At 40.8% G+C, this 13701-nt stretch carries 13 protein-coding genes; 1 reads left to right on the top strand and 12 read right to left on the bottom strand.

Going from position 1 to position 13701, the window contains the following annotated elements:
- Nucleotides 1-50: 50 nt before the first annotated feature.
- The 9 genes from ACXYMX_RS15520 to ACXYMX_RS15560 form a co-directional block, all read right to left on the bottom strand.
- On the bottom strand, nucleotides 51-650 hold the full coding sequence (locus ACXYMX_RS15520; RefSeq protein ID WP_459045150.1) for a sugar transferase: 600 nt from the start codon (nucleotides 648-650) through the stop codon (nucleotides 51-53).
- 619 nt (nucleotides 651-1269) lie between these two features.
- A complete protein-coding gene (locus ACXYMX_RS15525) occupies nucleotides 1270-1608 on the bottom strand; it encodes a type II secretion system protein (RefSeq protein WP_459045151.1) in 339 nt (112 codons plus the stop codon).
- A 264-nt stretch (nucleotides 1609-1872) separates the two neighbouring features.
- Entirely contained in the window at nucleotides 1873-2754 is an 882-nt protein-coding gene (gene galU / locus ACXYMX_RS15530; protein WP_459045152.1) for a UTP--glucose-1-phosphate uridylyltransferase GalU, read from the bottom strand.
- A gap of 22 nt (nucleotides 2755-2776) precedes the next feature.
- On the bottom strand, nucleotides 2777-4492 hold the full coding sequence (locus ACXYMX_RS15535) for a phospho-sugar mutase (protein ID WP_459045153.1): 1716 nt from the start codon (nucleotides 4490-4492) through the stop codon (nucleotides 2777-2779).
- Nucleotides 4493-4613: 121 nt separating this feature from the next.
- Nucleotides 4614-5948, bottom strand: a complete 1335-nt coding sequence (locus ACXYMX_RS15540) for a glucose-6-phosphate isomerase (protein ID WP_459045154.1) — start codon at nucleotides 5946-5948, stop codon at nucleotides 4614-4616.
- A gap of 69 nt (nucleotides 5949-6017) precedes the next feature.
- Nucleotides 6018-7844, bottom strand: coding sequence for a polysaccharide biosynthesis protein (locus ACXYMX_RS15545; RefSeq protein WP_459045155.1), 1827 nt, complete (start codon nucleotides 7842-7844; stop codon nucleotides 6018-6020).
- A 106-nt stretch (nucleotides 7845-7950) separates the two neighbouring features.
- Nucleotides 7951-8718, bottom strand: a complete 768-nt coding sequence (locus tag ACXYMX_RS15550; protein ID WP_459045156.1) for a tyrosine-protein phosphatase — start codon at nucleotides 8716-8718, stop codon at nucleotides 7951-7953.
- 67 nt (nucleotides 8719-8785) lie between these two features.
- On the bottom strand, nucleotides 8786-9484 hold the full coding sequence (locus tag ACXYMX_RS15555; RefSeq protein WP_459045162.1) for a CpsD/CapB family tyrosine-protein kinase: 699 nt from the start codon (nucleotides 9482-9484) through the stop codon (nucleotides 8786-8788).
- Nucleotides 9463-10224: a YveK family protein gene (locus ACXYMX_RS15560; RefSeq protein WP_459045157.1), complete on the bottom strand. Its 762-nt coding sequence runs from the start codon at nucleotides 10222-10224 to the stop codon at nucleotides 9463-9465. Before ACXYMX_RS15560 ends, ACXYMX_RS15555 begins: the two co-directional genes overlap by 22 nt.
- Before the next feature lie 158 nt (nucleotides 10225-10382).
- Between ACXYMX_RS15560 and ACXYMX_RS15565 the strand changes: the two genes are divergently transcribed.
- Nucleotides 10383-10568, top strand: a complete 186-nt coding sequence (locus ACXYMX_RS15565; RefSeq protein ID WP_459045158.1) for a hypothetical protein — start codon at nucleotides 10383-10385, stop codon at nucleotides 10566-10568.
- A 170-nt stretch (nucleotides 10569-10738) separates the two neighbouring features.
- Here ACXYMX_RS15565 and ACXYMX_RS15570 read toward each other — a convergent pair whose 3' ends face one another.
- From ACXYMX_RS15570 to ACXYMX_RS15580, 3 genes are all read right to left on the bottom strand, one after another.
- Nucleotides 10739-11473, bottom strand: a complete 735-nt coding sequence (locus ACXYMX_RS15570) for a hypothetical protein (RefSeq protein ID WP_459045159.1) — start codon at nucleotides 11471-11473, stop codon at nucleotides 10739-10741.
- A gap of 795 nt (nucleotides 11474-12268) precedes the next feature.
- Nucleotides 12269-12481, bottom strand: a complete 213-nt coding sequence (locus ACXYMX_RS15575; protein WP_459045160.1) for a hypothetical protein — start codon at nucleotides 12479-12481, stop codon at nucleotides 12269-12271.
- 20 nt (nucleotides 12482-12501) lie between these two features.
- On the bottom strand, nucleotides 12502-13701 hold a 1200-nt coding region (locus tag ACXYMX_RS15580), incomplete at its 5' end, for a nuclease-related domain-containing protein (protein WP_459045161.1).

The raw sequence follows: 13701 nt of genomic DNA on the forward strand, positions 1-13701 counted from the left end.
CACTCCATTTATTGAATTAGTTTTTATAAAAGTATCTTTATAGATTAATATTACTTTTTTTGTATTCTTGCATTGCCTTCAACAACTCCATCGGCTTTTAACACATACACTATTGTTCCGATGAAACATCTAATGTCCATAAACAGACTAAGTTTTTTTAAATACTCCCCATCAAACTTGGCTTTAACTTCAATAGGTATTTCATCCCTACCATTAATCTGTGCCCAACCGGTCAAACCAGGTAAAATATCATTTGCACCATATCTATCTCGTGCAGCAACTAAATCGTACTGATTCCAAAGTGCTGGTCTTGGTCCAATAATACTCATCTGACCAACAAAAATATTCCAAATTTGCGGGAGCTCATCAAGTGAAGTCTTTCTCAAAAACTTACCCATTTTAGTAATATATTGATCTGGGTCTTCTAGTAAATGGGTTGGGGTGTCCTTCGGCGTATCTATTCTCATCGTACGGAATTTCAATATATTAAAATGTGTCTTATTGATTCCAATGCGCTTTTGTTTGAATAAAACTGGACCCCTAGAATCAAGTTTAATAGCAATAATTAAAAATATAAAAATTGGCGATAATACTATAAGCCCAATTAAAGAAAGAACGATATCTATAAACCTTTTAAATTTCATATACATGAATATAACACTCCTTAAAATCTGTACTTTAGTAGATTAGTACTTAATTGGAACTCACCTTACCAACCAACTACTAACCCACCAAAAACATTATCTTATTACGATAGTCACCCGTAATACCTATTCAATCTATCCAACAAATAATAAATATTTTTATATTTTTTTATGACTTCGAACCGAGTCTTTTCTTTTTTCTACACCATTCAATCAATCTATAATTACTACCAAAAAGTACCTGAAACCCTTATTTAGCAAGATTCTCAACGTGTCATCTATGCTTGATAGTCAACACCTTGACTTGCCCTAATAAAATTAACATTTTTTATGTTGTTATAAACCTTGTCATATCAACGTTTTCAAGAACCTTCTGTCACTTTTCTGGTCTAAAAGTGTCTTTTTTATCTAACCATACTCTTTCCAACACCAGTATGCCCAATAGATAATATCTACATATCGTACTATCGTTTCGTTTTTTCAACGGTTTTACATACTATATCTTGTGTCTGTCTATATAACATTCTCATTTCCCAATAGCCATTCAAACAAAGTTTTCAACGAAATAGACCCGCCAAGTATTAGCCACCACAACTACCTACGACTAACTATCACCTTTTACTTATTATAAATAAGGTACTTCATCTTCATCATCTTCCTCTAACTCTTTATGAATCGAACAGTGAACCTCTTCATTCAAATAGGTAATGGTTCCGTCCAACGGACAAATAATCCCATCAAAATCATCAAGAAAACGATTAAAATCTATGTCCGAATGTTCTTTACCAGTAAGTGCAATCTCAGTTTCATATGATTTCTCAAGGCTGTCCCTATTTACATAACAGATTGTTTCCTTTGAATTTTTAATGATTTGATTTACTGTTATTGAACCGATCGATACTAATATGCTTAATATAACAACAACTGCAAGTACTTCGATTAATGTCAATCCTTTTGAATTCAAACTACTCACCTCCATTACCGGGGAATTGAGTCATCTCATAAGGAACTAGCCAAACAGAATTCTTCTGCAATCGTTACAAACCTGAGTAACTTTTAATATAGTAGCTAAATTAGAATGGCTTTGAAGGATACTTTCTATATGTAAGCACTAACGGTAAAATAATATTCTATGATGCAGTAATACCTCAACAATCAAACCATTAGCAACCCAAGGTTGCGTAGCTCAATTATCCAATCGTTGAGGCACCACACCTAAAATCAAATCCTACAAACTCACTTTACTCTCTTTCACTTTTAGCTCCATAAACGCCATCAACTGCTCTTTAACTTCTTCATTCTGCAAAGCAAACTCTATCGTAGTCGTAATAAAACCCAACTTCTCTCCAACATCATACCGCTTGCCCTCAAAGTCATAAGCAAACACACGTTGAATTTGGTTCAACTGTTGAATGGCATCCGTGAGCTGTATCTCCCCACCTGCACCCGTTTCCTGTTTATCTAAAATGCGGAAAATTTCAGGTGTCAGTACGTACCTACCCATAATTGCCAAATTAGAAGGTGCTGTCCCAAGCGCAGGTTTCTCGACGAAGTTTTCTACCGCGTATCTGCGTCCAACTTGTCCCGAAGGTTCAATAATCCCATAGCGATCTGTTTCATCGTCCGGAACCGTCTGCACACCAATTACGGATGCATGGGTTTCTTCGTATTGATCAATCAATTGTTTCAATCCAGGAACTTCGCTCTGAACAATATCATCGCCAAGCAATACCGCAAATGGCTCATTGCCGATGAATTTTCGTGCACACCAAACTGCGTGGCCAAGTCCTTTAGGTTCTTTTTGACGAATGTAGTGAATGTCTACATTTGAGGATTGCTTTACTTTATCTAGTAAATCGAACTTTTCTTTTTCCATTAAGTTTTCTTCAAGTTCAAAGTTGTTGTCAAAATGATCTTCGATTGCACGCTTGCCTTTACCTGTGACGATAATAATATCCTCTATACCTGAAGCGATTGCCTCTTCGACAATGTATTGAATCGTTGGCTTATCGACAATCGGTAGCATTTCCTTTGGCATTGCTTTTGTTGCGGGTAGAAAACGTGTACCTAGTCCCGCTGCTGGTATGATTGCTTTACGTACTTTTTGCATGTTCATTTCCTCCTACTCAAACTTATACGGTTCCTAAAATAACGTCCGCTAGTTTCGATAATTTTTCTTTTGCTTCTGATTCTGTTTCACCTGTAACTGCAAAATAGAACTTGCATTTCGGCTCTGTTCCCGAAGGTCGTATACACACCCATGAACCGTCTTCGAATACATATTTCAACACATCGGATTTCGGCAGGTCAATTTCACTCGTTCGATTTGTGCGTGTGTCTACTGATTCACTTGTTGAATAATCTTCGATCCTTACAACTTGAATTCCATGAATATTTGTAGGTGGATTGGTTCTGAAATCCCCCATAATTCTGGTGATTTTTTCTGCGCCATCTTTACCTTCGAGCGTAATTGAACGCGTTTCTTCTATATAATAGCCGAATTCTTCAAAGAGATTGTGTAATACATCATATAGAGACTTGCCCTTCGCTTTGTAATAGGCAGCCACTTCGGCAATGAATACAGCCGCTTGGACTGCATCTTTGTCTCGAACAAAATCACCGATTAGGAAACCATAGCTTTCTTCATAACCGAATAGAAAGGTCTGTTCGTTCGTTTGTTCGAACTCTTGAATCTTTTCAGCGATGAATTTGAATCCTGTCAGTGTATTGATTGTTTCGATGCCGTACTTTGAAGCGATGGCTGTTGCTAATTCGGTCGTAACAATTGTTTTCATCACAACGCCATTCCTAGGCAGTGTACCAACTTTTTGCTTTTGTTCAAGGATGTATTGAATCATGAGCGCACCGATTTGATTGCCTGTTAGTAAGACGTATTCATTCGATTCATTTTTCACAGCGACGCCTAAACGGTCGGCATCCGGATCTGTTGCTAGTAAGAGGTCGGCATTGTTTTCTTTGCCGTACTGAATGGCCAACTCAAATGCAGCCGCTTCTTCTGGATTTGGTGATTTCACCGTTGAGAAGTCTCCATCAGGAACGGATTGTTCTTTCACAAAAGTGACGTCAGTGAAACCAAATGAAGAAAGTGCTTGTCGCATCGGTTCTGTAGCTGTGCCGTGTAGAGCTGTAAATACGATTGAGAGGTCTTTTTGTTTGGCACTTTTATCAAGTTTTATTGACTGAAGTGCACGGATATAGGCTTGATCTACTTCTTCACCGATGTACGTTAGAAGTCCATTCTTTTCTAACTGTTTCTCATCCGCTACTTCAATCTCTAGTTCGGATTCAGCTTGTTGCATATAGTTCACGATGACATCCGCCGCTTCAGGTGGTAGTTGCGCGCCGTCTTCACCGTACATTTTCAAGCCGTTGTACTCAGGTGGGTTATGACTCGCTGTGATCACAACTCCCGCATAGGCTAATAAATGTCTAACCGCAAACGATAATAATGGTGTTGGCCGTAAATCTTCAAACAAGTACACTTGTATCCCTTGATAGCCAACTGTTTTGGCTACTTCAAGGGCAAATTCAAGTGAGAGATGTCTGGAGTCGTACGCGATGGCGACGCCTCGTTTCTTCGCTTCTTCACCTTGTCCTTGAATATACTGCGCAAGTCCGTATGCCGCTTTTCTTACTGTATAGATGTTTAACCGATTTGTACCGGGTCCCATGACACCACGCATTCCACCTGTTCCGAATGCAAGGTCTTTGTAGAAGCTATCTTCCATGCGTTTTTCATCTTGCAGATTTTGAAGCAACTCGAGTCGTAAGTTGTCTTCTTTAGGTAATTGTTCGATCCAGTGATTCATTTTTTGTTTCCATTGCATTTGTTATTCTCCTTTGCAGAAACAGATATTCCACTCTAGTGGGTACCAGGCACTGCCACAATTCATGGTAGGACACGAATGGTGTCTGAGTCTGGTACCCGGTGCGTAAATGGCGTCAGCGTCAGGTACCCGCTGGCTCTACTACATATCCGGGTTTATCCAACAGCTTGAACATATTGGTTTTGTAGTGCTCGACACCTGGCTGGTCGAATGGATTGACGCCGAATAGGTACGCACTCATCGCACAGGCTTTCTCAAAGAAGTAAACGAGGTAGCCGAATGTGTAGGCATCCATTGCAGGTATTTCAAATACCAAACCTGGAACTTCCCCTTCGATATGTGCATCTAGCGCACCTTCGAATGCTTTGCTATTGACGAAATCAACCGTTTTTCCAGCTAAATAATTTAATCCATCTATATTTTCTTCATCGTATTCAATTTGAATGTCGTGCTTTGGTTTGTTCACTTTAATAATTGTTTCGAATAAATTACGTTGGCCTTCTTGAATGTACTGACCGAACGAATGTAAGTCTGTTGAGAAATTTGAAGAGGCAGGGAAGATCCCTCTACGCTCTTTTCCTTCACTTTCACCGAAGAGTTGTTTCCACCATTCTGCGAGAGAGTGCATACCTGGTTCGTACGTAACAAACATTTCGATGGCCATGCCTTTTTGAAACAAGATGTTGCGTATGACTGCGTACTGATACGCCGAGTTTTCATCCAACACTGGGTTCATTAGTTCTTGTTGTGCTTTTTGTGCGCCTGCCATGATTTGGGTAATGTCGATTCCACTTGCGGCCATTGGCAATAAGCCAACAGCCGTCAATACAGAATACCGACCGCCAATATCATCTGGAATGGAGAAGGTTTCATAGCCTTCTTGTTCGGCCATCTCTTTTAGCGCACCTTTTTCATTATCGGTTGTTGCATAGATTCTTTTGGCCGCTTCTTCTTCTCCGTACTTCTCTTCCAACAACTTTCGGAAGATGCGGAGTGCGATGGCTGGTTCTGTCGTTGTCCCTGACTTTGAAATTACGTTAATGGAGAAGTCTTTATTGCTTAACAGGTCGATGACATGTGTGATATAGGTTGAACTCAAATTATGACCTACGAAAATAATTTGAGGATATTTACGTTTTTCATCCGACAAAAGATTGTAAAAGGAATGGTTCAGCATTTCAATCGCTGCACGTGCCCCTAAGTAAGATCCACCAATCCCAATGACGAGAAGGATATCGCTGGTTTCCTTAATTTTTTCTGCGCATTGTTGGATTCGAGCAAACTCATCTCTGTCGTAGTTGGTCGGCAAGTCTACCCAACCTAAGTATTCTTTATGGCTGCTGGATTCGCTGTGCATTTCATGGTGGATTGACTCAACCGACTGCTCCAAGAATGACAGTTTGAAACTCCCGAAAAAAGGAGTTGCTTTCGAATAATCAAAATCAATATGTGTCAACACTACACCCCTAAAATGCACATTCGTGCTCTTTTCAAAACTCACTTTTAGAATGAAGCCTCATTCACTTCAAACAGGTATGCGCTCCTGAACGTGAACCACTTTCCGATTCGCCAAGCCTACCAACGTCTCTTTCATTTCCGCATTCGTCATATTCGGTAGCTCTTTAATGACCGATTCCATCTCTTCTTTCGTGATTGGCGTCGCTTTCCCCATATGAATCTTAGGGAAGACGTACCCACTCTGAATCTCGTTTTCATTCAACAGTTCTTCAAAGAGTTTTTCACCTGGACGCATGCCCGAATATTCAATCTTTATTTCGTCTTCATTATATCCAGATAATTTTATGAGGTTCTTTGCCAAATCAACAATCTTGACGGGTTCGCCCATATCGAGGACGAAGATTTCTCCGCCTGCCGCAAGCGTTCCTGCTTGGATAACGAGACTAGAAGCTTCAGGTATCGTCATGAAATAACGGGTCATTTCAGGATCAGTTACCGTAATGGGACCGCCTCGCTTGATTTGTTCTTTAAACAACGGGACGACACTTCCGCGTGAACCTAAGACGTTGCCAAACCGGACGGCTGCAAATTTGGTGTTACTTTCTTTCGCCAGGTTTTGGACAATCATTTCCGCAAATCGCTTCGTTGCGCCCATGACGTTCGGTGGGTTCACGGCTTTGTCTGTCGAAATCATGACGAAGTAGGGAACCCCGAATGTGTCGGCTGCTTCGGCAATGTTTTTTGTACCGAAGATGTTGTTTTTCACGGCTTCCATTGGGTTTGATTCCATCAATGGCACATGCTTATGTGCGGCCGCATGGTAGATCACGTCCGGTTTATATTGGCTTACAATATCAAAAATTCGCATTCGGTCTTGTACATCGGCAATGATCGGAATGATTTCGGTTTCTTCGGGAACCAATTTACGTAGTTCACCGTCTATAGTGTAGATCGAGTTTTCTCCGTGACCTAAAATAACGATGCGTTTCGGTCTAAATTCACTTACTTGCCTACAAATCTCAGAACCGATGGACCCACCGGCACCTGTGACGAGGATGGTCTTTTCCGTTAGTTTGTCCGCGATGGCTTTCAGATCTAGTTCCACTTGGTCTCTCCCAAGAAGGTCTTCGATTTTCACATCGCTCATATCATTGACGGAAACTTTTCCTGTCATTAAATCTTCAATCCGAGGTATTTTTTGCGTTTTGACACCGGTATCTAGACATGTTTTCGTTAACTTGGCTAGATCCTTTTTAGACATGGACGGAATCGCAATTACAATTTTTTCAATCTGATTGGCTTGTACGATAGACGGGATATGTATCGTTCCCTTCTGTACTTTGAGTCCAAAGATTTCGAGTCCGTGCTTTGCGCTGTCATCGTCCACAAAAAGAATGGGTTTCATTCCAGACTCAGGGTTTTGAAGCAATTGACGTGCGACCATTGTTCCAGCTTGTCCCGCTCCGACAATCATCGTTCGTTTCGTTGCTTTTCTATTTTGCTGAAGCAATGAATCTCTGTACACTCTCCACGACAGTCTCGAACCCCCGATAAAGATAATATGAAACATCCATATTAAGATAAGTGGCCGCACAACGATATTCTGAATAACGAATAGCTGTACAATTGCGACGACAACGATCGTAAAGGATACTGCTTTGAATATGGACTTTAGCTCACCTATCGATGCATACGACCATGCTTTGCGGTACAGACCGTAACGCCAAGCAAAGAAGTGGTGAGCAACTTGGATCGTAACGACGCTGATTAGCAATGTCTTGCTTGCAAAAATATTCGACGATGGATTTAATATGAAATAACTAATGTATATGGAAAATAAGACAATTAGCGAGTCGACGCAGACTAGGTACGTCGTTCTTTTTTTCATTGACATAACAAGAACAAATCCCTTCAAAACACCACATTTAGGCGTGTGGCTAGCGGTTTTAGTACCCTGAACCTATTTCATGATTCAATAGTAATAGTTCAATATTATCACGTCAACCGAGTAATTTCCACCATTTTCTAGTTTCCACTTTTTGTGGTTCAAGTAAGATAAGGTCGTCATTTTTTAGTATTCTTGCATTATTCTCCAAAAAAATGTCGACAGTGTCGTGAAACTTGCGTTTATCCAAAAAGTCCAGCCCTTTTTCAAACTCAAAGCGACGGGATTTTGCATTGTGGACATCCGAACCAAATGTGTGAATTAGATTTGCTTCCACGAGCTGTAGGGAAAGTTTCTGAATCCCTTTTCCGAAGCGCCCTGAAAGTCCACCTGCCGTTATCTGGGCTAGTGCACCGTGATTGATGAGACGGCTGAGTCTGCATGGATCTTCAGCAATTGCACGATTTCTCTCCGGATGCGCAATAATCGGTATTTTGTTTTGGTTCAGAAGTTGCTGAATAATGTGCACGGTGTATGTAGGAATGCCACTCGATGGAAGTTCCAGAAGCACATACTTCGAGCCTGCGAGCGTCAATGCTTCGCCTGTCTGTATCAATTCCGGTAGGTGCTCGTTCAGGCGCACTTCTTGACCCGCATGAAGTCGAATCGGTAAACCTCTTTCGTCGATCTCTTTCGTTAAAAGAGCAATTTGATCGTATACCGTTTGCTTCGGTACATTATATTGCGGACTGTATGCGTGCGGTGTGGCAATGATATCTGTAATCCCTTCTTTAACCGCCCGCTCAAGAAGTTGAATCGATTCTTGTAGTGTTTTAGGGCCATCGTCTACCCCAGGTAAAATATGTGCATGAATGTCAATCATCGTCGATTCCCTCGCTAACGTACGAATTCGTATAAATGTGAAAAAGTGAAGGTGGAATAACTCCCCTTCACTCTCCCGTCCCGTAATATTGATAGTAATAATGATCTTTATTGAGTGTGAAGTTATTTAAAACTGTCCCAATTACGTTGGCCTTAGATAAAAGGAGTGCCTCTTTTGCTTTAACAGCACTTTCTTTTTCAGTCGAACCTGCGCTGATGACAAGGATTGTCCCATCGCATTTATTCGACATAATTTGACCGTCTGTAACCGACAATACCGGTGGCGCATCGAAAATGACCATGTCGTACTTCTCTTTCATTTCGTCCAGTACTTTATCCATCATTTTAGACGCCAAAAGTTCTGCCGGATTTGGAGGGATTGGTCCGCACGTAATGATGTCCAATCCAACATCGCTTTTTTTGACAACTTCTGCAAACGTTGCTTGACGCGTGAGCAAATTCGATAGGCCCAGCGTGTTTGTCATATGAAATGTATAATGCACAGTCGGCTTTCTCATATCGGAGTCTACAAGTAGAACGTTTTTTCCTTCTTGCGCAAACACCACTGCTAGATTTGCTGCGATTGTTGACTTTCCATCCCCAGGGGAAGCGGACGTGAAAAGAATGCTTTTTAATTCTTTATCCGGCATAGAGAAGTTAATGTTCGTTCGAACTGTGCGGAATTGTTCCGAAACGACAGATTTCGCGTTTATGCTTGTAATTAATTTACGTGCTACGGTTTGAATTACTTTTTTCTTTCTAGCGATTCTTGCCCTCTCCTTCCCCGTCTTCTTCGTTGTACAACTTCAACCTTCGTTGCTCCTAATTCCTTACTAGAAATCGGGCTTATGAGGCCTAATAGTGGCAAACCAAGAAGTTCTTCAATATCTTGTTCCGTTTTCACTGTCGTATCTAAGTATTCCAGTAAGAACGCCACTCCGACACCCAACATCAAACCAATTACAGCAGCGATTGCCATATTCAGTTTCGGGTCCGGTTTAATCGGCGATGGATTTTCTGGAAGTGATGCAGGCGCTAAAACGTTTACGTTGTCTACATTCATTAAACTTACAATTTTCTTTTCGAAAGTTGAAGCAACTGTGTTCGCAATCTCAACCGCTAGTTTCGGGTCAGGATCTTGAACAGTGATATTCACAACTTGTGAGTTTTGCGCACTGTTTACTGTTATTTGATTGTATAAAGAAGCAATTGAACGATCCAAGTCTAGATCTTCTAGCACCTCTGAAAGAATAACAGTACTTTTAATGATGACGTTATATGTATTGATTAGTTGTAAATCCATTTGTATGTTTTGTGTGTTGAATTGGTTTTGATCCTGTTGGGATTGATTCACTAGTATTTGAGTTGATGTTTGATAGATAGGCGTTAGAACTAGGAAACTAACAACTCCACTAATTGTAATTGCTAGTATCGTAATGAATGCAATGAGGCCCATCCGTTTCTTTAATGTCTTGAATAATTCTTGCAAACTAATTGTTTCTTCCATATATACATATACCCCTTCTGCCGCACAGTAGTACTATCCTGATTCATTGTATCATAATCTAATAAATTTAGACATATGAATTCAGAACGAGATGTGGGATAATCAGATTAACAATTGGAAATTATCTAGTGAGTTTCGCACATAGGGGGAGTTAATTCATGAAGTTAAAATCGATTATCGCATACATTATTGTTGTCCTTTGTATTATTCTGTTGGTTTTAAGTTATTCAAAATGGAAGGAAAAGCTTGATTCTGTTAAGGGGAACGCGTTAAATGGACATCCTGCTGTAGAAGAAGTTGTATGGGTCAATAGCAATGTGGTCGTTTCGGACTCACATTCCTAACTAGGCACAAAGGCCTTTAGATTCCCTGAATTCCGATGCGGGATTTTATGTGGATAGTTTGACAAAACTTTGACATTTTTTTTGGAGTGGAGCGTTTTGGTAGTTTTGCGAAACAAAAAATCCGCTTTGCTGACTTTTTAGCCCATTAGCGGATTTTCGTTTGAAGTTGATTAGCGCCCCATCGCCTTACTGATTAATCCTTCACGGAGTGCCTTTTTCGTAGTTGCGTATTCCTCTTCGAAGCTTTTTGCATGTTCGTTGGAATAGTCATATACAGTGAGCTCTTTTTTAAGCGCGCTCAAAATTCCGTAGAATGCCGCATCTGTATTCGCCTCTAGACTTTTTGCCGCACCGTTGTACTTAGAAAAGAAGTAGCCGAAGTCAATGGTTTCTCCATTGGCCTTTTTTTGTTGGTACTCCCCTTTTGCGCGACCAATTAACGTGTTTAACTTTTGATCGGCTTGTGCTTCTAACCCCTGGAATACGGGTCTGTATTTGTCTTTAATCACTGCGACTGTTGGTTTTTCAGCTGGTGGTGGCGTTGATGGTGTTGTTGTTGATGGTGTTTTGTTGGGTGTTGAAGTTGAGTCTGTTGATGGTGTTGCATTAGTTGATGATGATGGCGTTGAGGTTGTTGTGCCTGCGACACCTTGGATTTTCTCCTTACTTTCGGAGGAGGTTGAGTTCTTGTCCCCTTTGGTCGCTTCGACGACATCGCCTTCTGGATCAACGGTGAAGATGCTACCATCTGGAAGCTCGATTTCGTATGGTACAGAGATAATTTCACTCACTTCGTCATCGGCCACATCGTATTGCTTGAATTTGAATAAGTACAATAGGTAGCCTGATCCACCTAAGATGATAACGCTAAATAGTATTAGAAAGATCTTTAACTTTTTTTTCATAATATACCCCTTTTTCATTATCTTAACTGATAGTCTACCACGAAGACGCATAAGTTTGTACTGTTTTCCGACATATTTTGCGGGTGGGCATGGCGAGGGTTGGATTTGTTGGACTAGCGCGGGGATTTGTTGAGCAGCGGGTGGAGTTGGTTGGGCTACAACCAATATTTGTTGTACAAGCAAAAGTTTGTTGAACTACCAGCGAAGTTGGTTGCCCTACTACAAATATTTGTTGCACTAGCATAAGTTTGTTGATCTACCAACGAAGTTGGTTGCACTACCACCAACGTTTGTTGCACAACCGAAGGTTTGTTGAACTACCAACGAAGTTGGTTGCACTACCACCAACGTTTGTTGTACAATCGAAGGTTTGTTGATCTACCAACGAAGTTGGTTGCACTACTACAAATATTTGTTGCACAAGCAAAAGTTTGTTGAACTACCAACGAAATTGGTTGCCCTACCACAAATATTTGTTGCACAAGCAAAAGTTTGTTGAACTACCAACGAAATTGGTTGCACTACCACAAATATTTGTTGCACAAGCGAAGGTTTGTTGAGCTACCAACGAAGTTGGTTGCACTACCACAAATATTTGTTGCTTAAGCGAAAGCTTGTTGAACTACCAACGGAGTTGGTTGCACTACCACAAATATTTGTTGCACAAGCGAAAGTTTGTTGAACTACCAACGAAATTGGTTGCACTACTACAAATATTTGTTGCACAAGCAAAAGTTTGTTGAACTACCACCAATATTTGTTGCTCAATTAACTCACTTCGTTGCACTTACAACCTCATTTGTTGGATAACAGTGATTTCATAGCCCACGTCGGACTCCAACGGAGATAGTCGCCCAGCCACTGTTTACCAACATACGACATCCCACCAAACCAAATTGAAGCTCTTGCACCGATGTTCGTTGTACTACAATCAATACTTGTTGGACTAGGACCAGACTTCGTTGCACTACTTCGATAACTTTGTGCGTCTACTATAATTAATTCCACAGAAAAAAAGATCCCACTCTCTATTTCAGAGTGGAATCTCTTCTTCTACCTTTCACTATTTCAGATGGCGATTTCGTGTAGTCCCATGAATAGATAGTTGCTCGGGACTGCCCTTCTCGTTTCAGTGGCATGGATTTCAAAATATGATGTGCAGCGAATTTAGTTTCGAGTTGAAAAAATTCTCTGCATTGTGCGTTCGATATGGTTTGATTCATAATCATAAACCAATCTTGTAATCCCTCTCTATATGGATTTCGCTGATCTGTTTGGCATGTGGGGCATGTCCATTTTATGCGTGTTTTTTTGCGCAGGGTTGAGTGACATTCCCCACAAAGAAAGCCATCCCGGATATGAGTTTTATCTACTTGAAATCGGTCGCTTAAAGGGTAGGGATTGAAAGGTTTATTTTGTTGGTGTAGTTTCTGCGTTAATTTTTCAAGCTGTGTTTTAGTCAGAAGTGGTTTTTGGGAGGTTTGCTTGCGGAAATATAGTGGTAAATGTTTGCCATAATGAATAGGCATTGTTGGAGGTGCGTTTTTAATTAGGGTATTTGAATTTACCATGACGATTAGGGCTTCCGATTTAATGGGAAATCCATTTTGTGCTAACCAATGATCAAGGACGGTGCGCGTATTTTCGATTTGCATCATCGGGCAATCGATAACAATTGTTTTTCCATCTTCATAGATGCATTCAAAATGCGGTGGATTTTGATGATAGATGAGGTCTCCTGCGATGTTTTTGATTTCGAGAATGATAATTTTTGAAGGTGAAATGATGAGGGTATCGATTTGAATCGGGACAAGCGGTTTAATTTGAAGGGTAATGTCCGTGAAAATCCTTACTGGTTCGGGGAATTGAGTCGCTTCCAAATAGCGATCTACTTTTTCTTCGCCAGCGAATCCTGCTTGAACTCGATAAAGTCGATTGGTTAGGTAGTTGAAAGAGTGGCTGTGGGATGGAAGGCGCGCAATCAAACGTGGCAGGGAAATTAGTAGTTCTGGTTTTCCTCTTTTGATAGTTTTCGTTATTTTTTCCACACTCCTTTTTTGCGATTTGTTAGTTATGTGAATAGTTTGAGTATTGCGGAGAGAATGAGCCACTAGAGCGGAGTTTTGAGCCACCGTTTGCGGAAGAAAGAGCCAGTAAGTGCGGAGAAGGAAGCCACTGGTTGGTAAGGGTACAAAAAACAGCCATTGGTGTGCTACCGTCCAATGGCT

This window comes from Sporosarcina sp. CAU 1771 (assembly GCF_054482775.1).